Annotated in this window: 27 protein-coding genes; 14 read left to right on the forward strand and 13 right to left on the reverse strand. The window is 62.0% G+C overall.

What is annotated here, in order from left to right:
- Window positions 1-389, reverse strand: a 389-nt coding sequence (locus tag C9E81_RS19070) for an ACT domain-containing protein (RefSeq protein ID WP_122113953.1), incomplete at its 3' end; no start/stop codon positions are given.
- 274 nt (window positions 390-663) lie between these two features.
- Here C9E81_RS19070 and copM point away from each other — a divergent pair.
- A complete protein-coding gene (gene copM / locus C9E81_RS19075) occupies window positions 664-1041 on the forward strand; it encodes a CopM family metallochaperone (RefSeq protein ID WP_122113954.1) in 378 nt (125 codons plus the stop codon).
- A 159-nt stretch (window positions 1042-1200) separates the two neighbouring features.
- On the opposite strand, the gene C9E81_RS19080 is transcribed toward copM, so the two are convergent.
- A complete protein-coding gene (locus C9E81_RS19080; RefSeq protein WP_122113955.1) occupies window positions 1201-1983 on the reverse strand; it encodes a hypothetical protein in 783 nt (260 codons plus the stop codon).
- 415 nt (window positions 1984-2398) lie between these two features.
- On the opposite strand from C9E81_RS19080, the gene C9E81_RS19085 reads away from it, so the two are divergent.
- The 9 genes from C9E81_RS19085 (at window position 2399) to C9E81_RS19125 (ending at window position 11570) form a co-directional block, all read left to right on the forward strand.
- On the forward strand, window positions 2399-3430 hold the full coding sequence (locus C9E81_RS19085; protein ID WP_122113956.1) for a substrate-binding domain-containing protein: 1032 nt from the start codon (window positions 2399-2401) through the stop codon (window positions 3428-3430).
- 73 nt (window positions 3431-3503) lie between these two features.
- Window positions 3504-4709 carry a phosphate ABC transporter permease subunit PstC gene (gene pstC / locus C9E81_RS19090; protein ID WP_122113957.1) on the forward strand — a complete coding sequence of 402 codons (1206 nt, stop codon included), beginning with the start codon at window positions 3504-3506 and terminating at the stop codon, window positions 4707-4709.
- Window positions 4706-6061, forward strand: a complete 1356-nt coding sequence (gene pstA, locus C9E81_RS19095; protein WP_122113958.1) for a phosphate ABC transporter permease PstA — start codon at window positions 4706-4708, stop codon at window positions 6059-6061. The genes pstC and pstA overlap by 4 nt, the downstream gene beginning before the upstream one ends.
- A gap of 22 nt (window positions 6062-6083) precedes the next feature.
- Window positions 6084-6881 (forward strand): phosphate ABC transporter ATP-binding protein PstB, encoded by a 798-nt coding sequence (gene pstB / locus C9E81_RS19100; RefSeq protein WP_122113959.1) that lies wholly within the window; start codon window positions 6084-6086, stop codon window positions 6879-6881.
- 20 nt (window positions 6882-6901) lie between these two features.
- Window positions 6902-7630 carry a phosphate signaling complex protein PhoU gene (gene phoU / locus C9E81_RS19105; RefSeq protein WP_425010668.1) on the forward strand — a complete coding sequence of 243 codons (729 nt, stop codon included), beginning with the start codon at window positions 6902-6904 and terminating at the stop codon, window positions 7628-7630.
- 4 nt (window positions 7631-7634) lie between these two features.
- A complete protein-coding gene (gene phoB / locus C9E81_RS19110; RefSeq protein WP_122113960.1) occupies window positions 7635-8324 on the forward strand; it encodes a phosphate regulon transcriptional regulator PhoB in 690 nt (229 codons plus the stop codon).
- 351 nt (window positions 8325-8675) lie between these two features.
- Entirely contained in the window at window positions 8676-9329 is a 654-nt protein-coding gene (locus C9E81_RS19115; protein ID WP_122113961.1) for a protein-L-isoaspartate O-methyltransferase family protein, read from the forward strand.
- Window positions 9330-9352: 23 nt separating this feature from the next.
- The gene (locus tag C9E81_RS19120; protein ID WP_122114086.1) at window positions 9353-10723 is read left to right on the forward strand and encodes a TolC family outer membrane protein; all 1371 of its coding nucleotides are present in this window, start codon (window positions 9353-9355) and stop codon (window positions 10721-10723) included.
- A gap of 160 nt (window positions 10724-10883) precedes the next feature.
- Window positions 10884-11570: a hypothetical protein gene (locus C9E81_RS19125; protein ID WP_147457636.1), complete on the forward strand. Its 687-nt coding sequence runs from the start codon at window positions 10884-10886 to the stop codon at window positions 11568-11570.
- A gap of 63 nt (window positions 11571-11633) precedes the next feature.
- On the opposite strand, the gene C9E81_RS19130 is transcribed toward C9E81_RS19125, so the two are convergent.
- The 3 genes from C9E81_RS19130 to surE are packed head-to-tail and all read right to left on the reverse strand — an operon-like array spanning window position 11634 to window position 14310.
- On the reverse strand, window positions 11634-12791 hold the full coding sequence (locus C9E81_RS19130; protein WP_122113963.1) for a LysM peptidoglycan-binding domain-containing protein: 1158 nt from the start codon (window positions 12789-12791) through the stop codon (window positions 11634-11636).
- A 38-nt stretch (window positions 12792-12829) separates the two neighbouring features.
- Window positions 12830-13489, reverse strand: a complete 660-nt coding sequence (locus C9E81_RS19135) for a protein-L-isoaspartate(D-aspartate) O-methyltransferase (protein WP_122113964.1) — start codon at window positions 13487-13489, stop codon at window positions 12830-12832.
- Window positions 13486-14310 carry a 5'/3'-nucleotidase SurE gene (gene surE / locus C9E81_RS19140; RefSeq protein WP_122113965.1) on the reverse strand — a complete coding sequence of 275 codons (825 nt, stop codon included), beginning with the start codon at window positions 14308-14310 and terminating at the stop codon, window positions 13486-13488. The genes C9E81_RS19135 and surE overlap by 4 nt, the downstream gene beginning before the upstream one ends.
- A gap of 146 nt (window positions 14311-14456) precedes the next feature.
- Here surE and C9E81_RS19145 point away from each other — a divergent pair, with 146 nt between their 5' ends.
- A complete protein-coding gene (locus tag C9E81_RS19145) occupies window positions 14457-15371 on the forward strand; it encodes a sulfite exporter TauE/SafE family protein (protein WP_122113966.1) in 915 nt (304 codons plus the stop codon).
- Window positions 15371-16255, forward strand: a complete 885-nt coding sequence (locus tag C9E81_RS19150; protein WP_425010670.1) for a TIGR02186 family protein — start codon at window positions 15371-15373, stop codon at window positions 16253-16255. Before C9E81_RS19145 ends, C9E81_RS19150 begins: the two co-directional genes overlap by 1 nt.
- Before the next feature lie 127 nt (window positions 16256-16382).
- Here the strand turns inward: C9E81_RS19150 and C9E81_RS19155 are convergent, their stop codons facing one another.
- Window positions 16383-17339, reverse strand: a complete 957-nt coding sequence (locus C9E81_RS19155) for an L-malyl-CoA/beta-methylmalyl-CoA lyase (RefSeq protein ID WP_122113967.1) — start codon at window positions 17337-17339, stop codon at window positions 16383-16385.
- 165 nt (window positions 17340-17504) lie between these two features.
- On the opposite strand from C9E81_RS19155, the gene C9E81_RS19160 reads away from it, so the two are divergent.
- Window positions 17505-18365: a D-amino-acid transaminase gene (locus C9E81_RS19160; protein WP_122113968.1), complete on the forward strand. Its 861-nt coding sequence runs from the start codon at window positions 17505-17507 to the stop codon at window positions 18363-18365.
- Between the two features lie 128 nt (window positions 18366-18493).
- Window positions 18494-18814, forward strand: coding sequence for a TM2 domain-containing protein (locus tag C9E81_RS19165; RefSeq protein WP_122113969.1), 321 nt, complete (start codon window positions 18494-18496; stop codon window positions 18812-18814).
- Window positions 18815-18844: 30 nt separating this feature from the next.
- On the opposite strand, the gene C9E81_RS19170 is transcribed toward C9E81_RS19165, so the two are convergent.
- The 7 genes from C9E81_RS19170 to C9E81_RS19200 form a co-directional block, all read right to left on the reverse strand.
- A complete protein-coding gene (locus C9E81_RS19170) occupies window positions 18845-19624 on the reverse strand; it encodes an SDR family oxidoreductase (protein ID WP_122113970.1) in 780 nt (259 codons plus the stop codon).
- 51 nt (window positions 19625-19675) lie between these two features.
- Window positions 19676-20362 carry a ribulose-phosphate 3-epimerase gene (gene rpe, locus C9E81_RS19175; RefSeq protein ID WP_122113971.1) on the reverse strand — a complete coding sequence of 229 codons (687 nt, stop codon included), beginning with the start codon at window positions 20360-20362 and terminating at the stop codon, window positions 19676-19678.
- Window positions 20363-20480: 118 nt separating this feature from the next.
- A complete protein-coding gene (locus C9E81_RS19180) occupies window positions 20481-20825 on the reverse strand; it encodes a hypothetical protein (RefSeq protein ID WP_122113972.1) in 345 nt (114 codons plus the stop codon).
- Complete coding sequence (locus tag C9E81_RS19185; RefSeq protein ID WP_122113973.1) at window positions 20822-21442, reverse strand: hypothetical protein; 621 nt, start codon at window positions 21440-21442, stop codon at window positions 20822-20824. Before C9E81_RS19185 ends, C9E81_RS19180 begins: the two co-directional genes overlap by 4 nt.
- Before the next feature lie 92 nt (window positions 21443-21534).
- On the reverse strand, window positions 21535-22860 hold the full coding sequence (locus C9E81_RS19190) for an ATP-binding response regulator (RefSeq protein WP_122113974.1): 1326 nt from the start codon (window positions 22858-22860) through the stop codon (window positions 21535-21537).
- Window positions 22847-24016: an FIST N-terminal domain-containing protein gene (locus C9E81_RS19195; protein WP_122113975.1), complete on the reverse strand. Its 1170-nt coding sequence runs from the start codon at window positions 24014-24016 to the stop codon at window positions 22847-22849. Before C9E81_RS19195 ends, C9E81_RS19190 begins: the two co-directional genes overlap by 14 nt.
- The gene (locus C9E81_RS19200; RefSeq protein ID WP_208021225.1) at window positions 24016-24723 is read right to left on the reverse strand and encodes a response regulator; all 708 of its coding nucleotides are present in this window, start codon (window positions 24721-24723) and stop codon (window positions 24016-24018) included. The genes C9E81_RS19195 and C9E81_RS19200 overlap by 1 nt, the downstream gene beginning before the upstream one ends.
- Window positions 24724-24793: the final 70 nt, after the last annotated feature.

A 24793-nucleotide genomic window follows, 5' to 3' on the forward strand; every position in this document is an offset into this window, starting at 1 on the left:
ACCACCACCTTCTGGTAATCCATGTGGTTCGAGATCACCGCCACGATATCGATCGGCAGCGCCCCGATCCGCCAGCGATACAGCAGGTCGTTCAGGCAATGCCCGAAGCGCGAGACCATCACGATCACCTTCATGCGTTCCGTCGCATCGTGAAACGCCCATCCCATGCCGAAAGGCTCGGCGACGGCGTCGAAACCCTCGCGCAATTTCTCCAACGTGACACCGGTTTCGGAACGAAAGGAAATACGGGTGAAAAAGCGTCCGGTCAGGTCATCGTCGAACTGCGCCGCATCAGTGATGTTGCAGCCATGTTCGGCCAGATAGCCCGAGATTGCGGCCACGATGCCGCGGCGCGATTCGCATTGCACGGTCAGGACATAGTTGCTCATGCAGGCATTCCTTTCAAAACTGGGGCGAGTATCCGGCGATGCGGTCTCATGGGGTTGTTTTAAAGATACACGTCGCCGGTCTGGCTAGCACGGGGATCGCGGGAACCCGTGGCCGAAGGCGAACAGTCAGGCAATGAAACCGTCATCCGATGCTGCAATCCGCAAATCGCGCGAAATTCGCGATGCCCCGCATCGGTGGGTCACATGAAATTCAATTGCAGCCAGTGCTTCGAAGATATTGGCTTCCTTTATTGTCTGAAACCGAGGAGCCAACATGCTACGTTTTTCTGCGATGATCATTGCCCTCATGGCCGTAACGGCCCCGCCAGTTGCGGCTCAGAACCATTCGTCCATGGAGCACGGGGAAGGCGGGCATTCGCAAGCCGACCAATCGGCCTCGACCGCCGCATTCCAGGATGCCATGGATACCATGCATGAGGAGATGATGATCGATTATACCGGCAATCCCGATATCGATTTCATGCGCGGCATGATCCCGCATCATCAAGGCGCCATAGATATGGCCCGGATCGTTCTGGAACATGGCAAGGATCCCGAGGTGCGCAAGCTGGCCGAGGACGTCATCAAGGCCCAGGAGGGCGAGATCGAGATGATGAGGGAATGGCTGAAGGAAAACGACACCGCCAAATGATCGGCATGTTCTTCGGTTCCGCCCGGAATCGGTATGAAGAAAAGTAGAATCGGTCAATCATTGCCGGGTGGGCAAGGACATGCAGAGCCTTGCTTGCCCGGACAGTTCGCATTCGGCCGGGCTGCACCGGAGATGGCCTTGCTGTGCGATCAACAGGGACTACCTGAATGATGAAAAGCCGAGCCTGCCTTCCATCTCGTGGTCAAGCTCGCTGCTAAGGAAGTCTCGGTCCTCCTGGGTGAAAACCGGCTCGGACCGCCGGGGTCCAGAGAGGGTTCGCCCGAATTTACCCAGCCAGGTCGAGGGCAGGATCAATTTGCCCGCATTGATCTTCAGGTCGAAGACATCCCGGATTGCCCGCAGGACCGCTTGCGGGTTGCCGATCAGATCGGAATGGCGAACCAGCGCCACGTTGCAATCCCTGTTGAGAATGCCCCAGAAAGCGGCGTGCTTGGTGTTTCTCAACTGAACCGGGTTCGCCGGGGGGGTTCCTGTAATCGGATGCCGGTCGGCCTGCACGGGAAGACCCAACGCCTTGCGTCCCCGCAGAGCAGACATACCCCTGGGACGATCCAGCACGGTTATCCAGGGGGACCGGAGAAACTCGGAAAAACTGATATTCGTAAACTCGTCGGGGACATGAAAGGGCTTGGTGTAGAGGCTTTTCAGCCAGCTTTCCGGTTCCCGGAACATGATGACGATCAGATCCGTCGGGAAAATGGCGGTGAAACCGGGAAAGCCGTGCGTCCAGCCATATTTCCGTGTTCCGGCAAGCTGCGTGTTCCGCTCCAACAGGAAGCGCATGTAGTTCGTCCCGGTGCACCGCTCTCCCAGAACCTGGAACTGTGTGATTCCCGAGGCCGGGATCCTGTTATAGGCGATGAGATTGTTGCCCCCGATATGCGCGTCGGGGCATCCGGTAGGGGTTTCAGAGCGCTTCATTATGTCAAATCTATCGAGTTGGAAACTGCCTTCGAAACCATGCGAGCATGCGTGAGCGGGGTCAAGGCTGCCCCGATTGATGGTCTCTGCCGTCGCGCGGAATGAAAAAAATGACACTTATCCCGTCAGCAGCGAGAACAGGGGCGGTGCCGAGGTCCATCGGGATCGCCTTGATCGCAATCCTTTTTTTCCCGGCAGGGGTAGCTTGATCGTTGCGATGCTTTAAATAATTTCTTTTTAATTCAATGAAATATAAGAATATTTACCGCAATCCATCTTTTGCCAGGTGGCTGCGTATGCAAAGCGCTTCGAAGCGGACTGTCATAAAAGTGACATTATTCAGTTGCGTAACCGTCACAATTCGGGGGTAGTCAGCGACTCGCTAGTTTTCACACCCAATACAGGGAGTACCCCTATGAAATCCCTCGGCCTCACGGCAACGGCTTTGTCCGTCGTTGCATTGTCCGCGACCGCTGCCACGGCGCGTGACCAGATCCAGATCGCCGGTTCCTCGACCGTGCTGCCCTATGCCACGATCGTTGCCGAAGCCTTTGGCGAAAACACCGATTTCCCGACCCCGGTTGTGGAATCGGGCGGTTCCTCGGCCGGCCTCAAGAAATTCTGCGAAGGTGTGGGCGAAAACACCGTCGATATCGCCAATGCCAGCCGCGCCATCAAGGACAGCGAAATCGAGACCTGCGCCGCCAATGGCGTGACCGATATCATCGAGGTTCGCATCGGCTATGACGGGATCGTCTTTGCCAACGCCTCCAGCGGTCCGGATTTCGTCTTTACCCCGGCCGACTGGTTCAACGCCCTGTCCGCCAAGGTCGTCAAGGACGGCGAGATCGTCGACAACAGCGCGGCCAACTGGAACGAGGTGAATCCGGATCTGCCGGAACAGCCGATCCTGGCCTTTGTTCCCGGCACCAAGCACGGCACCCGCGAAGTCTTCGAGGAGAAGGTCATCCTGGCCGGCTGCGAGGAATCCGGTGCGATGGAAGTCTTCGCCGCTGAGATGGGTGACGAGGAAAAGGCCGAGGAAGCCTGCATGACGCTGCGCACCGATGGCAAGTCGGTCGATATCGACGGTGACTATACCGAGACGCTGGCTCGCATCGAAAGCGATCCCAACGGCATCGGCGTGTTCGGCCTGTCCTTCTACGAGAACAACACCGACAAGCTGAAAGTGGCCACCATGTCCGGTGTGACCCCCTCGACCGAAACCATCGCTTCGGGCGAATATCCGGTTTCGCGCCCGCTGTATTTCTATGTCAAGAAACAGCATATCGGCGAAATTCCGGGTCTGAAGGAATATGCCGAGTTCTTCGTCGCCGATGAACTGGCCGGTCCCGATGGCCCGCTGGCCGAATACGGTCTGGTTGCGGATCCCGAACTGGCCGCGACGCAGGAAGCCGTGACTAACGAAACGGTCATGTCGAAGTAATCCGTGTCCGGGTGGCGCGGCTCTTCGCGCCACCCGGTATTCATGCTTGTCGCCATTACGCAAGGAACGTCAGATGCCGCTGTCCTGGGCATTGCTTGCCAGTCTGTTGCTGGCCGTTGCCGGTTACCTGATCGGGCGCAGCCGGGCCTATGCCACGGCAGGGTCCGATATCCGCAACCTGCATAGCCGCCCCACCTATCACGGCGCCAGCGTGGCGCTGTTGACGCTGACTCCGGCCATTATCGTGATGATCGTCGCGTCGCTTCTGCGCATGGCGAAAACGCTTTCTCCCGAAGCCGCGGGGCTGGTCGGGTTGTTCGCGCTGGCTGCGGCCATCGCCGGTCTTGGCTGGGGCATCACCCGTATCGGGGCCGGATACCAGGCGCGCAACGTGGTCGAGCGGATCGTGCTGGGGGTGCTGATCTTCTGCTCTTCCATCGCCATTCTGACGACTGCCGGGATCGTGCTGTCGCTGATTTTCGAGACCGGGCATTTTTTCCAGAAATATAACTGGCTGGGCTTTTTCTTTGGAACGGAATGGACGCCGCGCTTCCAGGGCAATTCCGCATTGGGCATCCTGCCGCTGCTATGGGGCACGCTCTATATCAGCGTGATCGCGCTGCTGGTCGCGGTGCCGATCGGGATGTTCGCCGCCATCTACATGTCGGAATATGCCAGCAAGCGTGTGCGCGGCATCGCCAAACCGGCAATCGAGATCCTCGCGGGGATCCCGACCATCGTCTATGGTCTTTTCGCCCTGATCACCGTTGGCCCGATGCTGCGGGACTATTTCGCGCAGCCCTTGGGGCTGGGAAATTCCGGGTCGTCCGTGCTCACTGCAGGGCTGGTGATGGGCATCATGCTGATCCCCTTTGTCAGTTCGCTGTCTGACGACATCATCAATGCTGTGCCGCAAAGCATGCGCGACGGTGCGCTTGGCCTGGGTTCAACCCCCTCCGAGACCATCCGCCAGGTTGTGCTGCCCGCCGCCTTGCCCGGTGTTGTGGGGGCGGTGCTGCTGGCCGCCAGCCGTGCCATCGGCGAGACGATGATCGTGGTGCTGGGGGCCGGTGCCGCCGCGAGGCTGGGGCTCAATCCCTTCGAGGCGATGACCACGATCACCGTCAAGATCGTCAGCCAGTTGACCGGTGACAACGATTTCGCCGCGCCCGAGACGCTGGTTGCCTTTGCCCTCGGTCTGACGCTGTTCGTCATCACCCTGGGGCTGAACATTGTCGCGCTTTATATCGTGCGCAAATATCGCGAGCAGTACGAATGACCGATCTTCCGATGCCGCAGTCCGGCGCAATGCCCGCGCCGAAATCCTCGCTGATGGTCGCGGATGCGCGCACCCGCCGCCGCAACGCCGCCGAGAAGCGCTTTCGCCTCTATGGCGCGGGGGCGATCGGGATTGCGATGATCGCGCTGGTCGTTCTGCTGAGCTCGATCATCTCGGGCGGGGCAGGAGCGTTCCGACAGACCTACCTGTCGATTCCCGTCGCGCTGGATGCCGAGACGCTGGACCCCAAGGGCAACCGTAACCTGGACGAGATGTCCAAGGTGCTGACGCTGTCCTATGGCAAGGTGCTGGATCGCGCGGTCGAGGCCGCGGTTGCCAGCTCGGGGATCGAAATCGCGGAACTGGCCGAGAAGGATATCGACAACCTCGTGTCGAAAGAAGCATCGGCGCATCTGCGCGACCGGGTGCTGGCAGATCCCGAACTGGTCGGGCAGACGGTCGATGTGAACGTATTGGTAAACGGCCGGATCGACGGCTATTTCAAGGGCCGCGTGACGATGGAAAGCGCAGCGGCGGACAGCAATACCTCGCCGCAGCAGCTGATGTTGGCCGATGCGCTGAGGGAACAAGGGGTGCTGGTCACCCGCTTCAACTGGGACTTCATCACCAACCCCGACGCCTCGGACCAGCGGCCCGAGGCGGCAGGCGTGGGTGTGGCTATCCTTGGTTCGTTCTACATGATGCTGGTGGTGCTGCTGCTCGCCGTTCCGATCGGCGTGGCGGCGTCGATCTATCTTGAGGAGTTCGCGCCGAAGAATCGCTGGACCGATGTGATCGAGGTGAATATCTCGAATCTCGCCGCCGTGCCCTCCATCGTGTTCGGTATCCTCGGTCTTGCCGCCTTCATCAATTTCGCAGGACTGCCGCAATCGGCCCCGATCGTGGGTGGGCTGGTCCTGACACTGATGACGCTGCCGACCATTATCATCTCGACCCGCGCCGCGCTGAAGGCGGTGCCGCCGTCGATCCGCGATGCGGCGCTTGGTGTCGGCGCCTCCAAGATGCAGTCAGTGTTCCACCATGTCCTGCCGCTGGCCATGCCCGGCATCCTGACCGGCACGATCATCGGGCTGGCACAGGCACTGGGCGAGACCGCACCGCTGTTGCTGATCGGCATGGTGGCCTTTGTCCGCGAATTCCCCGCCGCCCCGCCGGAAGGGCTGTTCGACCCCGCCTCGGCCTTGCCGGTGCAGGTCTATAACTGGACGCAGCGCGCCGACCCGGCCTTTATCGAGCGGGCCTCGGGTGCGATCATCGTGCTGCTGATCTTCCTTTTCTGCATGAACTTGCTGGCCATCTTCCTGCGCCGCCGGTTCGAGCGTCGTTGGTAATACGGCGAAAGGAGCCTAGAATATGTACGACATCAACCGAGCGGAGAGTGCCGTGACCCAGCAGGATATCAAGATCTCGGCCAAGGATGTGCAGGTCTATTATGGCGACAAGCATGCCATCAAGGATGTGAATGTCGAAATCCTCGACAAGACGGTGACCGCCTTCATCGGCCCCTCGGGCTGCGGCAAGTCGACCTTTCTGCGCTGCATCAACCGGATGAACGACACCATCCCCATTGCCCGCATCGAGGGCAAGATCGCCCTTGATGGCGAGGATATCTACGACCGTCGCGTCGATCCGGTGCAGCTTCGCGCCAAGGTCGGCATGGTGTTCCAGAAACCGAATCCCTTCCCCAAGTCGATCTATGACAATGTCGCTTACGGCCCGCGCATCCATGGCCTGTCGCGCAACAAGGCCGAACTGGACGAGATCGTAGAGAAATCGCTGCGCGGCGCGGCCTTGTGGAACGAGGTCAAGGACCGGCTGAACGAGCCGGGCACCGGCCTGTCGGGCGGCCAGCAACAGCGTTTGTGCATCGCCCGTGCCGTGGCTACCGCGCCCGAGGTATTGCTGATGGACGAGCCCTGCTCGGCGCTTGACCCGATCGCCACCGGCCAGGTCGAGGAATTGATCGACCAGCTGCGCTCGGAATACTCGGTCGTCATCGTGACCCATTCGATGCAGCAGGCCGCCCGCGTCAGCCAGAAGACCGCCTTTTTCCACCTCGGCAACCTGGTCGAATATGGCGAGACCGACGATATCTTTACCAAGCCACAGGATTCACGCACCGAGGCCTATATCTCGGGCCGCATCGGCTGACCCCCCGGGAGGAGACAGGAATGATCAACCGCGACAAGCATATATCCTCTGCGTTCGACCGCGATCTGGAGACGATCCAGGCCCAGGTCGTCAAGATGGGCGGCATGGTCGAGGTCGCCATCGCGGATGCCGCGGCGGCGCTGGAAGCCCGGGACGAGGAACTGGCCGAAGAGGTTCGCCGCCGCGACAAGGCGATCGACACGCTGGAGCTGCAGATCAACGAGGATGCGGCACGGCTGATCGCCCTGCGCGCGCCCACGGCCACCGATCTGCGCATGGTGCTGGCGGTGATGAAGATCGCCGCCTCTCTGGAACGCGTGGGTGACTACGCCAAGAACATGGCCAAGCGGACCGATGTTCTGACACAGATGCCGGTGATCGATGGCTCGGGTATGGCGATCCGCCGAATGGCGCAGGCGGTCAGCAAGATGCTGCAGGACGCGCTGGACAGCTATATCCGCCGCGATGGCGAACTGGCCGAGGATGTCCGCCAGCGCGACCTGGAGGTGGACCAGATGTATAATGCACTGTTCCGCGAGTTCCTGACCCATATGATGGAGGATCCGCGCAACATCACCGCCTGCATGCATCTGCATTTCATCGCCAAGAATATCGAACGGATGGGCGATCACGCGACATCGATCGCCGAGCAGGTGATCTATCTGGTCACCGGCGAATTGCCCGAGGACAGCCGGCCCAAGGCCAGCAGCGTGTCGGTCGATGCCGGGATAGCGAGCAGCGAGGGATGACGGGATGACGACACAGGCCCCATGCGTATTGGTTGTGGAAGACGAGGGCGCGCAGCGCGAGGTCCTGCAATACAATCTCGAGGCCGAGGGTTTCGAGGTGGTGGTGGCTGACAACGGCGAGGACGCGTTGCTGCTGGTGCAGGAGGAGCAGCCCGATCTGTTGGTGCTGGACTGGATGCTGCCCAAGGTTTCGGGGATAGAGGTCTGCCGCCAGGTCAAGGCCGATCCGGCGACGCGCAGCATCCCGATCATCATGCTGTCGGCGCGCAGCGAGGAAACCGACCGCGTGCGTGGACTGGAGACCGGGGCGGATGATTATGTCGTCAAGCCCTATTCCGTTGTCGAACTGATGGCCCGGTTGCGCACACAGTTGCGCCGCACCCGGCCCGCGACCATGGGCGAAAGGCTGAGTTTCGGCGACATCATCCTGGATGCCGCCGAACATCGGGTCTTTCGCGCGGGTCAGCCTTTGCATCTGGGGCCGACGGAATTCCGGCTGCTCTCCACGCTGATGGAGAAACCGGGCCGGGTCTGGACGCGCGAGCAATTGCTGGACCGGGTCTGGGGCCGCGATATCTATGTCGATACCCGGACCATCGACGTGCATGTGGGACGGCTGCGCAAGGCGCTGATGACCAATGGAGGCGACAATCCGGTGCGCACCGTGCGTGGCACCGGTTACGCGCTTGGCTGACCGTCTGCCCAGTTCCGGAACGGACAGGCTGCAACACGATCGGTTCGCGCCGATTTTTTGTATCATTTTGAATTAATGTGGTAATAGTTTTATGCACATGCGTTTTCCTGGGGCAAGTCTCCGTGACGCGGGGCCAGATACCATAAGTGCGGCAGGGCAATGAATTTGCGGCAGGAATTGCCTGTCGCCTCGCAATTCGCCGCCCGAATTTTTGGTCAACCCATCGCTGTCGAGAGTGCATCGGAAGAAAGGGAGCAGCGCGTGCCGGGCAAGACTGGAATGACCGCCGTTGCTCACCTACATGAAACGTGGCAATAAGCCCCCGAAGCAGGTCGAGCAGAGGTTCCGACAATGACCGATTTTGCCGCGCGCCGCACCGTCATGGTGGATACTCAGGTTCGCCCCAACGATGTAACCAAGTTCCCGGTGATCGAGGCCATGCTGGCGATTCCCCGTGAGGAATTCGTGCCGGCGGCGCTTCGCGCGGTCGCCTATTCGGGCGAGAATCTTGCTGTCGGTGAAAACCGCGTCATGCTTGAACCGCGCACATTGGCTAAGCTGGTCGATGGATTGGATATCCAGCCCGGTGACCTCGCTCTCGATCTCGCCTGTGGCTATGGATATTCTGCGGCGGTCATGGCACGGATGGCCGAAGCCGTTGTCGCGATCGAGGATGACGAGGCGATGGCTGTCGAGGCTGAGAAACGGCTTGCCGATGCCGGTGTGTTCAACGTCGCGACGCTTCATGGTGATCTGGATGCAGGGGCCCCAAAACAGGGACCCTATGATGTCATCCTGATCGAGGGGGCGGTCGAGGATGTGCCGTCAGCAATTCTGGATCAGCTGAAGGAGGGCGGACGAATTGGCGCCCTTTTCATGGAGGGTTCGCTTGGCATCGCGCGAATCGGACATTGCCTGAACGGCCGGGTGAACTGGCGTTATGCTTTCAATGCGCATGCGCCGGTGCTCAAGGCCTTTACGAAGGAACGGGGATTCAGCTTGTGAGACATCTGATCAGCCTGAAACGCATGGCAGCCATTGCGGTGCTGTCGATCGGCACCGCATTGCCGGCAGGGGCGGAATCGCTGGCCGATGCCATGGTATCGGCCTATCGCCATTCTGCGCTCATGGAGCAGAACCGCGCGGTTCTGCGCGCCGCTGACGAGGATGTCGCCAGTGCCGTGGCCGAGCTTCGCCCGGTTCTGCAATGGATTGCCAGCCACCAGATCCAGAGAATCGAGGGTATAGGCGGGAGCACACGCTCCAGTTCGCTGGCCCTGCAGGCCGAGATACCGCTCTACGATTGGGGCCGGTCCCAACTGGCTATCGATTCGGCCAAGGAGCAGGTGCTGGCCACCCGCCAGGCTCTGGTCGGGGTGGAGCAGGATGTGCTGCTTTCGGCAACGCGGGCATTCTTCGATGTTCGTCAGGCGACAGAACAGGTTGCGTTGCAGGAGAACTCGGTCCGGGTGATCGGGGAAGAGCATCAGGCTGCGCAGGATCGCTTCGAAGTGGGTGAGATCACTGTCACCGACGTGGCGCAGGCAGAGGCGCAACTGGCGGCGTCGCGGGCGGCGCTGGCTGCTGCCGAGGGCGATCTGGAGGTAGCACAGGAAGGTTATCTGGCCGCAACCGGGAAAGAACCGGGGCAGCTTGATGCGCCCCCGCCCCTGCCCGAGCTGCCTGCCAGTCTGGATGCGGCCCGTTCCGTTGCGCAAAAGAATCACCCGGCGATCAAGCAGGCGCAGCGTTCCGCCGCGGCGGCAGAACTGGGCGTTGCGGCTGCTGCGGCCGAGCGTAATCCTACCCTGTCCGGCAATGTGACAGCGGGCGTAGGCCGCGACTTCGATCAGACAGCCCGAGACTATGATACGCGCTTGAGCGGATCGGTGGGGCTGGAACTGAGCCAGACGCTGTATTCCGGCGGGCGGTTGCCGGCCCAGCACCGCAAGGCGATGGCCGCGCGTGACGAGGCGCGGGCCCAACTGCTGGGCACCGCGCGTGACGTCAACCAGCAGGTCGGAACTGCCTGGGCGAATATCGATGTGGCGCGTGCGCAGATCGGCGCGATCGACGAGCAGATTTCGGCTGCGCAGCAAGCCTATGACGGGGTGCGTGAAGAAGCTCAACTCGGCGCTCGCACGACGCTTGACGTGCTGGATGCGGAACAGGCGCTGCTTGAGGCGCGGGCCGACAAGATTACGGCCGAGGCCAATCTGCAATTAGCACATTATCAACTTTTGGCCGCTATGGGTCTGCTTACGGTAGAAAACCTTAAGCTCGGGATCCCCACCTATGACCCATCCCAATATTACAACGCGGTGCGCGACGCGCCCTTTACCAGCAAACAGGGCGAAAGCCTGGATCGCGTATTGCGCGCCATCGGTCGCGGCAACTGACAATCCGGCCATGGGGCTGACCCATGGCTGAAGGACTGCTTCAATCCGAGGCATTTGACGGGCCGGGACTTGCTGTCGCAGGCGTTTGCTGTGCCGATGCTGCGCTGATCGGCAGCTTTATCCATCGCGAAATTGAGATACTCGAATGCCGAGGCCGGTCATGAGATCGGCCAAACAGCAGAAGCTTGCCGCATTCCGGCGCAAGATCGTCGGTGATACTTCTGTCACTGCGATGGAGCGGTTTGATGGCAGTCCGAACGCCCATGCGGATGAGAATGATCCTTCCGCTGGTTCTGCCTGGCTGGGCGCAAACACACAGGATCAGGGTGTGCTCCCTGGTGATGCGGCGCTGCCGATCGAATCCAGTGATCCGTATTACGGTCATGTCACCGGCATTGCCGCTATGACGGAGGGCGCGCCGGATTCCAGCGAAAATATTGAAGAAATCGTTTCATCGCAAATCGATGAGAGCGAGAACGCTCACCCGCCGGTTGCGGGTGTTGAGAACGACGCCACTGACACAGAAAAGGAAGATCAGATGCAGACGGCAAAACAGCTTACGCCACTCTCCGATAGCGGGATCGCAGAGAAGGTCGACCTGCGCGACGAAGCCCCGGCCAAGCCGGAAAGCGCACAGGACAAGGTGCAGGCGCTGACCTCCGGCGGGCTTGGATCGCTTTTCGGCCCCATCATCGAAGACGATGTAAAGGGAGTCCGAAGCCAGATTCGCGAAATGATCCAGGGTGAATTGCAGGGGGAGCTTGGCCAGCGCTTTTCCCGCAACCTGCGGATCGTCATCCGGCGCGAGATTGCCGCAGCGGTCGATGATCAGTTCGATCGCGTCTGAAGCAGAAAAATCATCCGACCGGCCATCCCGGCAAGGGCCATATGGCCGGTCACCGGTTTGCGATCAGCGCAGATATTCCTCGGGATCGACGCTTTCGAAGCCGCGGCGGACCTCGAAATGGACAACGCCGGAAGCTCCGGATTGGCCTATCGCCTGCCCGCTGCTGACACTATCGCCTTTGGCGACGCTCAGATCGTCCATCCCCGTGTAAACGGTCATCAGCCCGTCATCATGGCGAACGACGACAATCGGCACGCCGCTTGTGTCACGGGTAACTGCGGCGACCGTTCCGGAGCCCGCTGCCTTTACATCGGTTCCGCTTGGTGCGGAAATATCGATGCCGTCATTCCTACCCTTTTCATAGACGCGGATGATCGAGCCTGAGGCAGGCATGCTAAAGCGCCCGCCGCTTGATGCCTCGGTGCGGGTTGCACCCAGATCCGGTGTTTCGGCCTCGGGGCCGGGTTCGGAAGCCGGAGCTGTCTCTTCATCCGGCAGGGGCTGAGCAGCCGACGGGGGGCGCGGCGTCGGGCTGCCGCTGCCCGGTGCGGTCGTGACTGCCGTGGGATTGGGAGCCGCTTGCCCCGCGACCGGAATCATCAGCCTTTGACCGACCCGCAGCGCCATATTGCTTGGCAGCCCGTTCCACGTGGCCAGATCCTGGACGGTGACTCCGTATTTCCGGGCAATCGACCATGCGGTTTCGCCCGAGGCGACCTGGTGCTGCCGTGGCTGCTGCCCGGCTGTTGCCGTTGGCTGGCTTTGCGCCTTTTCGCTATCCATGCCGGGGACATTGGGCTTGGCAACACCTTGCCCCGCGAAGGGATCGGTTACCTGTCCGGTGCTGCTGGAGATGCCGCCCGCGACCGGCGTTCCCCCCGCGACCCGGCGCGGCAATACCAGCACCGCTCCTCCGTGTAGGGTCCCGTTGGCGGGCAGCGCGTTATGGCGCGCCAGTTCCTCGGCGCTCAGCCCCAAGCGCGACGCGATGCTGGCCGGGGTGTCGCCGGATTGGGCCACGACCACCTGGTAATCGCTGAAGGTGATAAGCCCCCGGCTATCCGGTCTTGGACGCGGCGGCGCCTTTGCCGCGGCATCGGCGGTGTTGAGCGCGCCGGGAAACCAGCCGCGCAAATCGGGGTCAAAGCCATTGGGGCCGCAGGACGCAAGCAAGGCGATGGTTCCTGCCGCTCCGGCCAGAAGCCTGAAATTTACCCTCATTCCGATATCCTCAACCTGTATGTTTGCCCGACCGGGGATCATGTATGGCCCAATCCCTCGACCAGCGGCACGAACCTCACCTGCCGCAATTCGTCGTAATCGAACCCGGTTTCCGACCGAGTCACGCGGATAAGCGTCTGCACCGCGTCCGACTGCCCGACAGGCACCACCATGATACCGCCGATCTTGAGCTGTGCCAATAACGGACCGGGGGGATCCTCTGCAGCGGCGGTCACCAGGATACGGTCGAAAGGTGCCTGATCGGGCAAACCGCGAGAGCCGTCGGCAACCTGCGCGGTGATATTGGACAGCCCGAGATGCTGGAAAATTGCCTCGGCCTCCTGCACCAGCCTGCGATGGCGGTCGACGGTATAGACGCGCCGGCACAGCCCGGCCAGCACTGCAGCCTGATAGCCCGAACCGGTGCCGACCTCCAGCACGGTATCGCGTGGTCCCGGATTGAGCGATTGCGTCATCAGCCCCACCACGGATGGCTGGCTGATCGTCTGGCCGCAGGGGATCGGCAACGGCGTATCCTCATAGGCGCGATCCGCGAACTGACCGCGAACGAAGATGCCGCGATCGATCCGCTCCATCGCCGCCAGGACACGTGGATCGGTCACCCCGCGAGAGCGCAACTGGAAAAGAAAGCGCATCTTGCGTTCCGCCGGGCTGTCCTGATGATCCTCGTCGCTCATCTCGTCGGATCGGCCTCCTGCTGCTGACGGTCCCGGTTCAATGCCTTCGAAAGCCGTTCAAGCGAGGCATGGCAGGTCAGATCGGCTCTCATCGGTGTCACCGATACGTAACCGGCCATGTTCATTGCCACATCGCTGCCTTCGTTCGCCGGGGCCTGCTGCGATCCGCCTTTCGCCCACATGAAACGGCGCCCGTTCGGAGCGGTATAGGGCACCACGCTGAAACGCGAGTCCCTGCGTTTGCCCTGCGGGGCGACACGGATGCCGCGCACGCCGGAGGCGGGCTTCGCGGGGAAGTTCACATTGTAGAACAGGCGGAAATCGTCGCTCGAATTCCAGTCGCCATGATCCAGAAGCTGGCGCACCACTGCCGCGCCATGACTGCGCGCAGCCTCGAAAGGATCGGCCAGCCCGGCGGTTTCCGGTCCCAGGTACTGTGACAGGGCGACGGCGGGCAATCCTTGCAGCGCCGCCTCCATCGCGCCGCCGATCGTGCCGGAATACATCGCATTCTCGCCCGAATTATTACCACGGTTCACACCTGACAATACCAGGTCGGGCAGGGCGTCGACCATGACATCGGAGATCGCCGCCAGCACACAATCGGCAGGGCTGCCCTCGGTGGCATATCGGCGTTCTTCCAGCCGTGCGACCATGGTGGGATGCGAATAGCTGATGCAATGCGCCACGCCGGATTGCTCGAAAGCGGGGGCGACCGTCCAGACCTCACCCGAGGGGCCCGCGATTTCTGCCGCGATTTCGGCCAGCACCTCCAGCCCCGGAGCGTTGATCCCGTCGTCATTGGTGATGAGAATGCGCATTGCGGTTCCGTTCACGCGCTGTTGTTTCACCTCTCTGCTTATCCCCGTGCCCGATTGGCTTCAACCCATTGGGTTCGTGCCGAAAGTGGTTTGACCTGATCGATCCGCCGTTGCATCCTGAGGTAACCGATCCGATAGCGCGTGACATGCAGATTTTTCTTCCCATTGCCGAGGTATCCGTCAACGCTTTCACCCTGGTCGGGCTTGGCGGCCTCGTCGGGCTTATGAGCGGGCTTTTCGGCGTAGGCGGCGGGTTCCTGATCACGCCGCTGCTGTTTTTTATCGGCATTCCTCCGGCCATCGCCGTGGCCACGGGTGCCAATCAGGTGGTTGCTTCGTCAGTCTCGGGCGTGCTGGCACATGTCAAGCGCAAGACCGTCGATTTCCGCATGGGGGGTGTTCTGCTGGCCGGTGGTCTGGTCGGGTCATGGCTGGGCGTGTGGGTCTTTACGATCCTGCAGGAGGTCGGCCAGGTCGACCTGGTTGTGCAGCTTTGCTATGTGGTGTTCTTGGGCCTGATCGGCGCGATGATGTTGCAGGAGAGCATCCGCGCATTGCGGCGTTCGAAAAACCCCACTTATCGCAAGCGATCGCACCAGCATATGTGGGTTCATCGCTGGCCCGCCAAGATGAAGTTCCGCGCCTCGGGCCTGTATATCAGCGTCATTCCCCCTCTGCTGGTCGGGGTGGCCGTCGGTGTGCTGGCCGCCATCATGGGGGTGGGCGGCGGCTTCATCATGGTGCCCGCGATGATTTACCTGCTCGGCGTGCCGACCAAGGTCGTCGTGGGCACCTCGCTGTTCCAGATCACCTTTGTCACCGCCTTCACGACGGTAATGCATGCGGTCAGCTACAATACGGTGGATATCATGCTGGCCGTGCTGCTGATCGTGGGCGGGGTGATCGGCGCGCAGATCGGCACCACCCTGGGCGCGCGCCTGAGGGCCGAACAGCTGCGTATCCTGCTGGCATTGCTGGTGCTCTTGGTGTGCGGCAAGCTGGCGCTGGATTTGTTCCTGCGCCCGGACGAGCTTTATTCGATCACCACGGAGGCGCGGTGATGCGGATGGCATTGTCAGCCCTTCTGGCGTTGTGGCTGGCCGGGCCTGCTGCGGCGCAGATATCCGAAGCACCGGCACCCGTTACCGAGTCCGACGAGGTCGTGCCGACATTTCCGGACCCGGCGCAGCGGCGGCGCGTGATCACTGCTATCGCCAGGAACAAGGAGCAACCGGCCGAGCAGGTCGTGGCCGGGCTGTCCAAGGATTCAGTCGCGATCACAGCGAGTTTCGACGGCTCCGAAATCCTGATCTATGGTGCGATAAAGCGGGAAACGCCGATCCCCCCCGGTCCGCCGCTGCAGGTTATCGTAACCGTCGAGGCGCCGTCGCGACCGCTGACGATCTGGCGCAAGGAGCGCAAGGCAGGCATCTGGATCAATACCGAAAAGGTCGAGATCGGTGCCGCGCCGGGGTTTTACGCCGTCGCGACATCGGCACCGCTGGAGAGCATTCTGCAAGAGGAATGGGATCGCCGTTACCGGATTTCGCTGCCGCTGGCGCTAAGGGCCTATGCCGGGAAGCTCGCGGTTGAGGACGCCGTGCCCTTCACCGAGGCCTTGATCCGTCTGCGTCAGAACAATGGGCTTTACCGGCTGGCGGAGGGTGGCGTGAAACTGGTCGATCAGACCCTGTTCCGGGCGGATGTAAGCCTTCCCGCCAACTTGATCGAAGGCGACTACAAGACCCGCATCTTCTTGCTGCGCGACGGGCAGGTCATGGATGTCTATCGCGCACCCATCGAGGTTCGGAAAGTCGGGGTGGAGCGCTGGCTCTATCGTCTCGCCTTCGATCAGCCGCTTCTTTACGGGCTGATGTCGCTTGCAGTTGCGGTGATTGCGGGTTGGGGTGCGTCTGCCGTCTTTCGCAAACTGCGCCGCGCCTGAGATTGCCACTGCCGACGGAGCGTTGCGTTGCAAAACGCAGCGGGCTCCGTGTTTCCACGGAGCCCGCGCCCTCCCACGTCGCGGCCCGGTCCCCCTCCACTGGACCGGGCCCGCTTGTGTTCCGCTATTACTTCTGGATCAGTTCGGCCTGACGCACGATCACCTCGGCCTGCTTGATAGAGGCGATATCCACCAGCCGGCCCTTGTAAACCGTTGCGCCTGCGCCTGAACGCTTTGCTTCTTCCATCGCGGCAAGGATCTCGCGTGCTTCGGTTACGGCCTCGTCGGACGGCGAAAAAACCTCGTTGGCGAGTGCGATCTGGCTGGGATGGATCGCCCATTTGCCGACCATCCCCAGGGTTGCCGAGCGCCGCGCCTGTGCCATGAAGCCTTCCTTGTCGCTGAAATCCCCGAAGGGACCGTCGACGGGCAGCACCCCATGCGTCCGGCATGCCGCCACGATCTTGGCCTGTGCCCAATGCCATGGATCGGACCAGTAGTTCTGACCCTCGCGATGCATGTAGTAATTTTCCTGCGTTCCGCCAATCCCGGTCGTGGCCATACCCATCGAGGCCGCGAAATCGGCGGCGCCAAGACTCACGGCTTGCATACGGGGAGAAGCCGAAGCGATTTCTTCGACATGGCAGATGCCAGCCGCGCTTTCGATGATGACTTCGAAACCGAGGCGCTTTTCACGGCCCTTCGCGCGCTCGATCGCGGTCACGAGCGCATCGACCGCATAAATGTCCGAGGCGTTGCCGACCTTCGGGATCATGATCAGGTCAAGGCGTTCGCTCGCCTGCTCCATCAGGTCCACCACGTCGCGATACCAATAGGGTGTGTCCAGCCCGTTGATTCGCACCGAAAGCGTCTTGTCGCCCCAATCGATATCCCCGATTGCCTGGATGGTTTGCTTGCGCGCGGCTTCCTTGTCGTCGGGAGCAACCGAATCCTCGAGATCGATATTGATCACATCGGCATCGGACTTGGCCATCTTCTCGAACAGTGCCGCCCGTGAACCCGGGCCGAATAGCTGGCAACGGTTCAGGCGGGCAGGAGGCTGAGGCTGAAGGCGAAAGCTCATTGCGAATCCTTGTCGCTTGACGAAACGATGTTGCGTCACCGTTTAGCGTGACCTCTTGCGGGCTTCAAGCCGGATTTTTGCGTTGCAGCATGACGGGTCACCGGCTTGACGAAGCGCCGCTTTCGGCGCAGGACCAAGCTGAACAGCCGCAACGGAGGACGAGGGATGACGCGGACCGTATATGTGAATGGCGAATATCTGCCCGAGGATCAGGCCATGGTCTCGGTTTTCGACCGCGGATTCCTGATGGCCGATGCCGTCTACGAGGTGGTCAGCGTCCTGGATGGCAAGCTGCTGGATTTCGCCGGTCACATGGCCCGGTTGACCCGCTCGCTGGATGCCCTCTCGATGGATGACCCGCTGACCGAGGACGAATATCTCGAGGCACATCGGCAACTGGTCCAGCGCAACGGAATCACCGATGGGCTGATCTATCTTCAGGTCTCGCGGGGTAATCCCGGGGATCGCGATTTCGTCTATCCGCCGAAGGGAACGCGCCCGACCGTGGTCATGTTCACGCAGGCCAAGCCCGGCCTCGCAGATGCTCCTGCCGCGAAAACCGGCTGGCAGATCATCAGCATAGAGGATCTGCGCTGGGGGCGCCGCGACATCAAGACGGTTCAGCTTCTCTATCCGTCGATGGCCAAAATGGAGGCCAAGGCGCGTGGTGCCGACGATGCCTGGCTGGTCGAGGACGGCAAGGTGACCGAAGGCACGTCGAACAACGCCTATATCGTCAAGGACGGCAGGATCATCACCCGCGAACTCAGCCATGACATTCTGCACGGGATCACCCGTGCCGCTGTGCTCCGCTTTGCCCGCGAGGCGCAGATGCAGGTCGAGGAGCGCAGTTTCACCCTTGCCGAAGCACAGGCGGCGGATGAGGCTTTCGTGACATCGGCCTCGTCCTTCGTGATGCCCGTGGTCGGAATCGATGGCACCCCGGTGGGCAGCGGAGCCGTTGGGCCAGTGGCCACCCGCCTGCGCGAGATTTACCTGGAGGAAAGCCGCAAGACGGCCATCTGATTCATCGGGATTGTTTTCGCTCCGGCAACCCGGAAACATCACTGCCACCCCTTGCCTATCGGGGACGATACCCTACCTCCGTTCTATGGGCGGCGGTTCTGCCCGGTGGAACAGAGGATCGAGTGCCGATGAATGTCGAGCAGCAATTGCTGATTGAACAGCGTGTAGCGAACCAGTCCAAGTCGCAGATCGTCGCATATCTGCTGTTGCTTCTCCTGTGGGGATTCGGTGTTCACCGGATGTATCTGGGCCGCTATGTCAGCGGTTTCCTGATGCTGGTGATCTGGGGGCTGGGCTGGTTGACCGCGCCGATACTGGTCGGCTGGCTGCCCATCGGGTTTGTTTGCCTATGGGTCATCGTCGACATGTTCCTGATCCCTGGCATGATCCGCGAGGATCAGGCAATCATCAGGCAAAGGCTGCTTGCCGAGACCGGTTGGGAGCGTTAAGCCGCCCGGTCCCGGCATTGGATTGCGGCTTCAGACCGTGACGTTCAGCGCGCCGCCGTCAAGCAGGATGTTCTGGCCAATGATGAAGCGCGCCTGCTGGCTGCAGAGGAAGGCGCATGTGGCACCGAAATCCTCGGGCTGGCCATAGGCCCCGGCCGGGATGCCCGATTGCCGCTTCTTGCGGGCCTCTTCGATGCTGATGCCGTCTTTCGAGGCGACGCCCTTGTCCAGGCTGTCGGCACGATCCGTCGCGTGGATGCCGGGCAGGATATTGTTGACACAGACGCCATGCCCGGCCACCTGCCGCGACATGCCCGCGACAAAGCCGGTCAACCCGGCGCGGGCGGTGTTGGACAGGCCCAGCACCGCGATGGGCGAGCGCACCGATTGCGAGGTGATGTTGACGACCCGGCCCCAGCCACGTTCCATCATGCCGGGAACCAGTGCCTGCATCAGCGCGATCGCCGACAACATGTTCGCGTCGATGGCCTTGATGAAATCCTCGCGATTCCAATCGGTCCAGGTGCCCGGAGGAGGGCCGCCCGCATTGGTTACAAGGATGTCGGCCTGGCCGGCGGCGGCCAGCACCCGCTCGCGGCCTTCATCCGTGGTGATGTCGGCGGCGATAGGCGTGACTTCGACACCGTATTTATCGGCGATCTCCTGTGCGGTTCGGGTGATATCGGCCTCGGTGCGGCTGTTGATGACCAGGTTGACGCCGGCCTCGGCCAGCGCTTCGGCACAGCCGCGCCCCAGACCCTTGGAAGCCGCGCATACCAGCCCCCGTTTTCCCTTGATCCCCAGATCCATAAAGTCCTCCTGTTTCTTCGCAGCAGAGCAAACGCCTGTGCGGCAGGATTGTCAAACCGCTTGCGCGGCCTCGCGAAGGATGCGGATATTCTCGCCATAGATGTCTGGCTGATCGACCGAGCCGCCCTTGAACACCGCCGATCCCGCGACCAAAACATCGGCCCCCGCCTTGGCGACAAGCGGAGCGGTTTTCGCATCAATGCCGCCATCGACCTGGATATGGATCGGCCGGTCGCCGATCATGCCGCGCAGCCGGGCGATCTTATCGATCTGGGAATGGATGAATTTCTGCCCGCCGAAGCCCGGATTGACGGTCATCACCAGCACCATGTCGCACAGATCCAGAAGGTATTCGACCGCCTCTACCGGCGTGCCGGGATTGAGTGCGATCCCGGCCTTCCGGCCCGTCGCCCGGATCGCCTGCAGGGTCCGATGCGGATGCGGCCCGGCCTCGACATGGGCGGTGATCATGTCGGCGCCTGCCTCGGCATAGGCCTCGATATAGGCATCGACCGGGGCGATCATCAGATGCACATCCATGAAGCCCCGGACATGCGGACGAAATGCCTTCACCGCCGGCGGGCCAAAGGTCAGGTTGGGGACGAAATGGCCGTCCATGACATCGACATGCACCCAATCGGCACCCTCGGTCTCGATGGCCCGGATCTCGCGCCCGAAATCGGCGAAATCGGCAGAGAGGATCGACGGGGCGATCTTGATGCGGCGGTCGAAATTCATGGCACAGCCTTTCTGCGGTTGTCCTGCTCTCCGAAATTCCGGCGGAGGAGCCATTCGCATCCGGTTATGAACGAATGCGACGCTCCGTCAACCGCAACCCGGCAAAGAGCCGGCTTCGTCAGAAACAAAGGATCTCGGCTTCGGCCTCCGCGCGGCGCAGGCGGGCGACGATATCGGTCATCTGCGCCATTCCCTTGAACATCGAGGCGCGCTCGCCGGTCACCTGACGCATACGCAGAACGGTCTCGGCGCCGACGTAATCTTCATAGGACAGAACCGAGGCGATCTGGTCGATGGCGCAGGAACAGCGATCCAGCATGTCCCGGTTTTGTCCGTTGGTGGCCATGCAGGCAAAGACATATTCAGCGCGGGCATTCGTCGGGTAGTCGTTCACGGCTTGTGCCCATCCCGCGGGCGCGGCCATTGCCGCAGCAACGGCGAGCGTGATGACGGCATGTCTCATTGCAACACCATGCGGTTGACATAGCCCGGCTCGTCGCCCTCGGTCTGGGCCAGCAATTCCCGGATCGGGGATTTGGGATCTTGGGCAAGCACGAAGGTCAGGGTCAGCGTCTCGAAACCCCTCATCTGTGCGGCATTCGGATCGCCCTCGAAGGGTTGGAAACTGGCCGTGCTGCCGTCCTGGGAAATCTTTCCACCCCGGAACAACGCGTCCTTCATGCGGTTGCGGATGTAATAGGGGCTGCCGCCGGTCAGTTTGGCTACGTCCCGGGTGGTCTGCTCCAGAAAGAAGGTCAGCACCGGATCGCCGCCCGAGATCGGGAACGGTCCGATCTTACGGGTCCGGCTGTCGGTCTTTTGGGTCAGCTGCAAGGCGGGCTTTTTGTCGGATGGATCGGTGATCTCGTTCAATGTGACCGAACCATCCTCCACATGCAGAAAGCCGGCGGCCTCCGGGCCATCCACATGCACCGACCAGCGGAGCCCCTCGGGTTCGACGGACCACGGCCCCCGCTCTGCGAAAACCGCGTCACCCGCCTCGCCCGCGGCCAGCGGAGACGAGACGGCGAGACCCGCGGACAGCCCCAGCCACAACGCGGTGGCGATGGTGCGTTTCATTGCTGTTCCTCCCATAATACCGAACCAGATTTGCGCCCCATGTCCCGAAGAGCAAGCCCTGCATCGCCCCGCCTCAACCCTTGGTCGCAGCCTCAGCCCAGGAGTCTGACCAGAACCTCGCTCAGTTCCACCGGGCGCACGGGTTTTTCCAGCAGCGGCACCCCCATCGCGCCGCAGCGCCGGGCGATCTCGGGATCCCGATGGGCGGTCACGACGACGGCTGGAACCTCCCGGCCCGCGACCTCCCGCAATGCCGAGATGGAGGCGAGGCCGGTATCGTCGCCCTCCAGGTTGTAATCGGCGAGAATGATGTCGGGTGGCTCTTCGCCCATGGTCGCCAGCGCCTCGGCAGTGCCGCCGGTGACGCGTGCGATCATGCCCAAGCGATCGGCCAGGATCATTTCATAGCCGCGCCGCATGCCGTGATCATTCTCGACGACAAGCGCGACGCGGCCTCGCAATACGCGGCTGGATGCGTCGATCGGCTTCGGATGACCTTCGTATTCGCCGTCGATCAGCGGCAGCCCGACGCGGAACAGGGTGCCGCGCATGGCTTCGGAACTCAGGCTGATCGGATGTCCCAGCTTGTTGCAGGCACGCCGCACGATCGACAGGCCCAGCCCCATGCCTGGAGTGCCGGAATCGTTTCCAAGGCGTTGAAATTCATCGAATATCCTGTTTCTGTCGACCGCCGGAATACCTACTCCGCTGTCATAGACACTAAGCCATCCGGTCGCGCCGCGACGCCGGACGCCGACCACGACGCCGCCGCGATTGGTGTATTTGATCGCGTTCGACACCAGGTTCTGGGCAATCCGGCGCAGAAAGACAGGATCGCTTTCCACCACGGCATCGGTCGGAACAAAGCTGAGCCGCAGGCCCTTTGCCTCTGCCAGAGGGGTGAACTCGGCGGCGAGGCGGCGAAACAGTTCTCCCAGTGGGACGGGCTGGCGGTGGAATTCGATGCGCTGGCTGTCGAGACGCGAGATGTCGAGAACGGCATGCATCAATTGCTCGACCGATTCGAACGCGCCCGACAGGCGCTCGGTCAGCTCCTTCTGCTGCTCGTCCATGGGCGTATCCGTCAGAGCCGACAGGAACAGCCGGGCCGCCGACAGGGGTTGAACCAAATCATGGCTGGCTGCGCGCAGGAACCGGGTTTTCGAGCGGTTCGCCTCCTCCGCGGCGGCGCGGGCGACGGCCAGTTCGCGGTTGCGCTGCGACAGGTCGGCCATTGCCTGCTCCAGCTGCCTCGTGCGTGCCAGCACCTCTTGCTCCAGCGCGACGGCGGCCTGGAACATCGACCATGCGGATCCCCGCGTCTCCTCCAGCCGGTCGATGCGGTTGATCAGGACATCGGTGATGCGCCTCAGTTTCTCGATCTGCCGATGCGGCGGATCGCTGTCACGCAGCATCATGCGCCTCGCTGTCGGTTGCGGGTGGCATGAATGCCATGCCCACGAAGGTCTGGTTCACATGCATGCCGCTATGCTGCTCGCCATAGGTGTTGAAGCCCGCCACGCGATAGCGGGTGAACATCTCGGACATGGTTTCCATCAGCCCGGCACGTTCCAGCGCCAATCGCCGCAGGATGCAATCGAAACCCAGCACCAGAAGCGGCGGGCGCGGCAGCGCCTCCAGCACCTCGGCGAAACCCTGTGTCATGTCATCGCTGCGTCCGAGCGTCAGCACGGTGCCCGCATCGATGGAGGACATCAGGGACAGTCCGCCATCCTCGGTCAACTCGCTGATCGCACGGACATGATGACGCCGGCCCATCCGCAGCAGCAGCGGATGGCGGGCAAACTCTGTGGGTGTCAGATCCTGCCGGGCAAGCCCGGTGATACGGGCGTATTCCTCGGCGGCGGGTTCGGCGTTCAGCTCGACGATGCGGCGCTTGTCCGGGATCGCCGCCGTCACCACGGCGCGGGTTTCGGTCGGGCTGAAATGGGCGAAGCTGACCTCACTGATGGCCAGATCGGTCTCGACCAGCAGGAAGATGGCGGCGTTGCTGACCACCTCACCATCGGTCAGCAGGGTCGTGTGCCGGAAGTCCAGCCCGTCGCCGGCAGATCCGCCCAGAACCGGCACGGCGGGCAGGGCGGCCTCGATCGTGGAAACCAGCGCGTCCTCCTGCCCTGAGACGCCATCAACCAGCAGCAGCCCGAATTGCGAACGTGCCGGATCGGGCGCGAAACCGGCATGCATCCGGCGCAGCGCAGCCATCCAGTCCGACACCGGGAGAGTGGCGAGATTGCGCAGGGTCACTGCGCTGGCACGGAAACTTCGGCGGGGAAAACCGATCGCAACCACGCTGCCCGTGCTATAGCCGTATGGCCCGATCTCTCCTGCGGATGAACAGCCGCATATCACGCAACCTGGATGCAAAGAGGTGCGCAGATCGTTCCCAAGCTTGCCAAGTCCTTCGCCCGCGGCTCCGAAAATCAGCACGAGTCCCGGGTCGGCGGCGCGCAGGCCGGCCAGAAGCTGATCCGCCAGATCGGCGGTATCGCGGTCGGCCTGCACGGCCACCGGCCCGGCGACGTCCTCCTTCGCGACCGGGCCGGTATTCATCAGCAGGCCTCGAACAGCCTGATCGAGTTTGCCAGCAGCACCGCCTGTGTCCGGCGGCGGGCATTGATCTTGGACATGATCGCGGTGATGTGGGTCTTCACCGTGGCCTCGGCGATGGACAGCTCGTAACTGATTTCCTTGTTCGCCTTGCCCTGGCAAATCAGCCGCAGGATACGCATCTGCTGCGGCGTCAGCGTGGAGAAGCGGCGTGCCAGTTCGGCCCGTGCCTCGTCCTCGGCATCGGCCTGGTCGGGCTCGTATCCTTCCGGCGTCACGAACTCGCCGTCCCACATCCGGCGCAGGCTGTCCACCAGCGCCTCGCGGCTCAGCGATTTGCTGATATAGCCTTGTGCCCCGGCTGCCATGGCGGCCGCGATCATGGCCCCTTCCAGATCGGCCGAGATCATGGTGATCGGCACTTCGGGCAATTGTCTGCGCAGGGTGACGATTCCCTCGGCTCCGCGAGCATCCGGGAGGTTGAGGTCAAGGATCACCGCATCCGGCGCGCCCTGCGTCTTGATCTGCTCGATCGCGGCTCCGAGGCTGCGGGCGGTGCGGACATTCTTTAGCCCGAAACTGATCTTCAACGTCAGCGCAAGGGCATCGCACATAAGTGGATGGTCATCGACGATCAGGATCTCTCGCACCTGATCGGCATTTTGTCGTGGCGTTTGCGGCGGCTTCGCCTGCATAGCTGCGGCGGTCATCATATGCTCCTCCCTAGGCCGTGGCGTATTTGCGGCACCGCCCCCCAACAGTATCCGCGTCCAGACCACT

This window comes from Paracoccus alkanivorans (assembly GCF_003697785.1).
GTDB lineage: Bacteria > Pseudomonadota > Alphaproteobacteria > Rhodobacterales > Rhodobacteraceae > Paracoccus > Paracoccus alkanivorans.

Bases quoted from the DNA above. Each gene is read 5' to 3' on its own strand.
- copM (WP_122113954.1), top strand. From the start codon at position 664: ATGCTACGTTTTTCTGCGATGATCATTGCCCTCATGGCCGTAACGGCC.
- surE (WP_122113965.1), bottom strand. From the start codon at position 14,310: ATGCGCATTCTCATCACCAATGACGACGGGATCAACGCTCCGGGGCTG.
- phoB (WP_122113960.1), top strand. From the start codon at position 7,635: ATGACGACACAGGCCCCATGCGTATTGGTTGTGGAAGACGAGGGCGCG.
- pstA (WP_122113958.1), top strand. From the start codon at position 4,706: ATGACCGATCTTCCGATGCCGCAGTCCGGCGCAATGCCCGCGCCGAAA.
- C9E81_RS19150 (WP_425010670.1), top strand. From the start codon at position 15,371: ATGCGGATGGCATTGTCAGCCCTTCTGGCGTTGTGGCTGGCCGGGCCT.
- C9E81_RS19115 (WP_122113961.1), top strand. From the start codon at position 8,676: ATGACCGATTTTGCCGCGCGCCGCACCGTCATGGTGGATACTCAGGTT.
- pstB (WP_122113959.1), top strand. From the start codon at position 6,084: ATGTACGACATCAACCGAGCGGAGAGTGCCGTGACCCAGCAGGATATC.
- C9E81_RS19165 (WP_122113969.1), top strand. From the start codon at position 18,494: ATGAATGTCGAGCAGCAATTGCTGATTGAACAGCGTGTAGCGAACCAG.
- C9E81_RS19130 (WP_122113963.1), bottom strand. From the start codon at position 12,791: ATGAGGGTAAATTTCAGGCTTCTGGCCGGAGCGGCAGGAACCATCGCC.
- C9E81_RS19145 (WP_122113966.1), top strand. From the start codon at position 14,457: ATGCAGATTTTTCTTCCCATTGCCGAGGTATCCGTCAACGCTTTCACC.
- pstC (WP_122113957.1), top strand. From the start codon at position 3,504: ATGCCGCTGTCCTGGGCATTGCTTGCCAGTCTGTTGCTGGCCGTTGCC.
- C9E81_RS19085 (WP_122113956.1), top strand. From the start codon at position 2,399: ATGAAATCCCTCGGCCTCACGGCAACGGCTTTGTCCGTCGTTGCATTG.
- C9E81_RS19170 (WP_122113970.1), bottom strand. From the start codon at position 19,624: ATGGATCTGGGGATCAAGGGAAAACGGGGGCTGGTATGCGCGGCTTCC.
- phoU (WP_425010668.1), top strand. From the start codon at position 6,902: ATGATCAACCGCGACAAGCATATATCCTCTGCGTTCGACCGCGATCTG.
- C9E81_RS19190 (WP_122113974.1), bottom strand. From the start codon at position 22,860: ATGATGCTGCGTGACAGCGATCCGCCGCATCGGCAGATCGAGAAACTG.
- C9E81_RS19160 (WP_122113968.1), top strand. From the start codon at position 17,505: ATGACGCGGACCGTATATGTGAATGGCGAATATCTGCCCGAGGATCAG.
- C9E81_RS19200 (WP_208021225.1), bottom strand. From the start codon at position 24,723: ATGACCGCCGCAGCTATGCAGGCGAAGCCGCCGCAAACGCCACGACAA.
- C9E81_RS19155 (WP_122113967.1), bottom strand. From the start codon at position 17,339: ATGAGCTTTCGCCTTCAGCCTCAGCCTCCTGCCCGCCTGAACCGTTGC.
- C9E81_RS19120 (WP_122114086.1), top strand. From the start codon at position 9,353: ATGGCAGCCATTGCGGTGCTGTCGATCGGCACCGCATTGCCGGCAGGG.
- C9E81_RS19135 (WP_122113964.1), bottom strand. From the start codon at position 13,489: ATGAGCGACGAGGATCATCAGGACAGCCCGGCGGAACGCAAGATGCGC.
- C9E81_RS19195 (WP_122113975.1), bottom strand. From the start codon at position 24,016: ATGAATACCGGCCCGGTCGCGAAGGAGGACGTCGCCGGGCCGGTGGCC.
- C9E81_RS19080 (WP_122113955.1), bottom strand. From the start codon at position 1,983: ATGAAGCGCTCTGAAACCCCTACCGGATGCCCCGACGCGCATATCGGG.
- C9E81_RS19185 (WP_122113973.1), bottom strand. From the start codon at position 21,442: ATGAAACGCACCATCGCCACCGCGTTGTGGCTGGGGCTGTCCGCGGGT.
- C9E81_RS19180 (WP_122113972.1), bottom strand. From the start codon at position 20,825: ATGAGACATGCCGTCATCACGCTCGCCGTTGCTGCGGCAATGGCCGCG.
- C9E81_RS19125 (WP_147457636.1), top strand. From the start codon at position 10,884: ATGAGATCGGCCAAACAGCAGAAGCTTGCCGCATTCCGGCGCAAGATC.
- rpe (WP_122113971.1), bottom strand. From the start codon at position 20,362: ATGAATTTCGACCGCCGCATCAAGATCGCCCCGTCGATCCTCTCTGCC.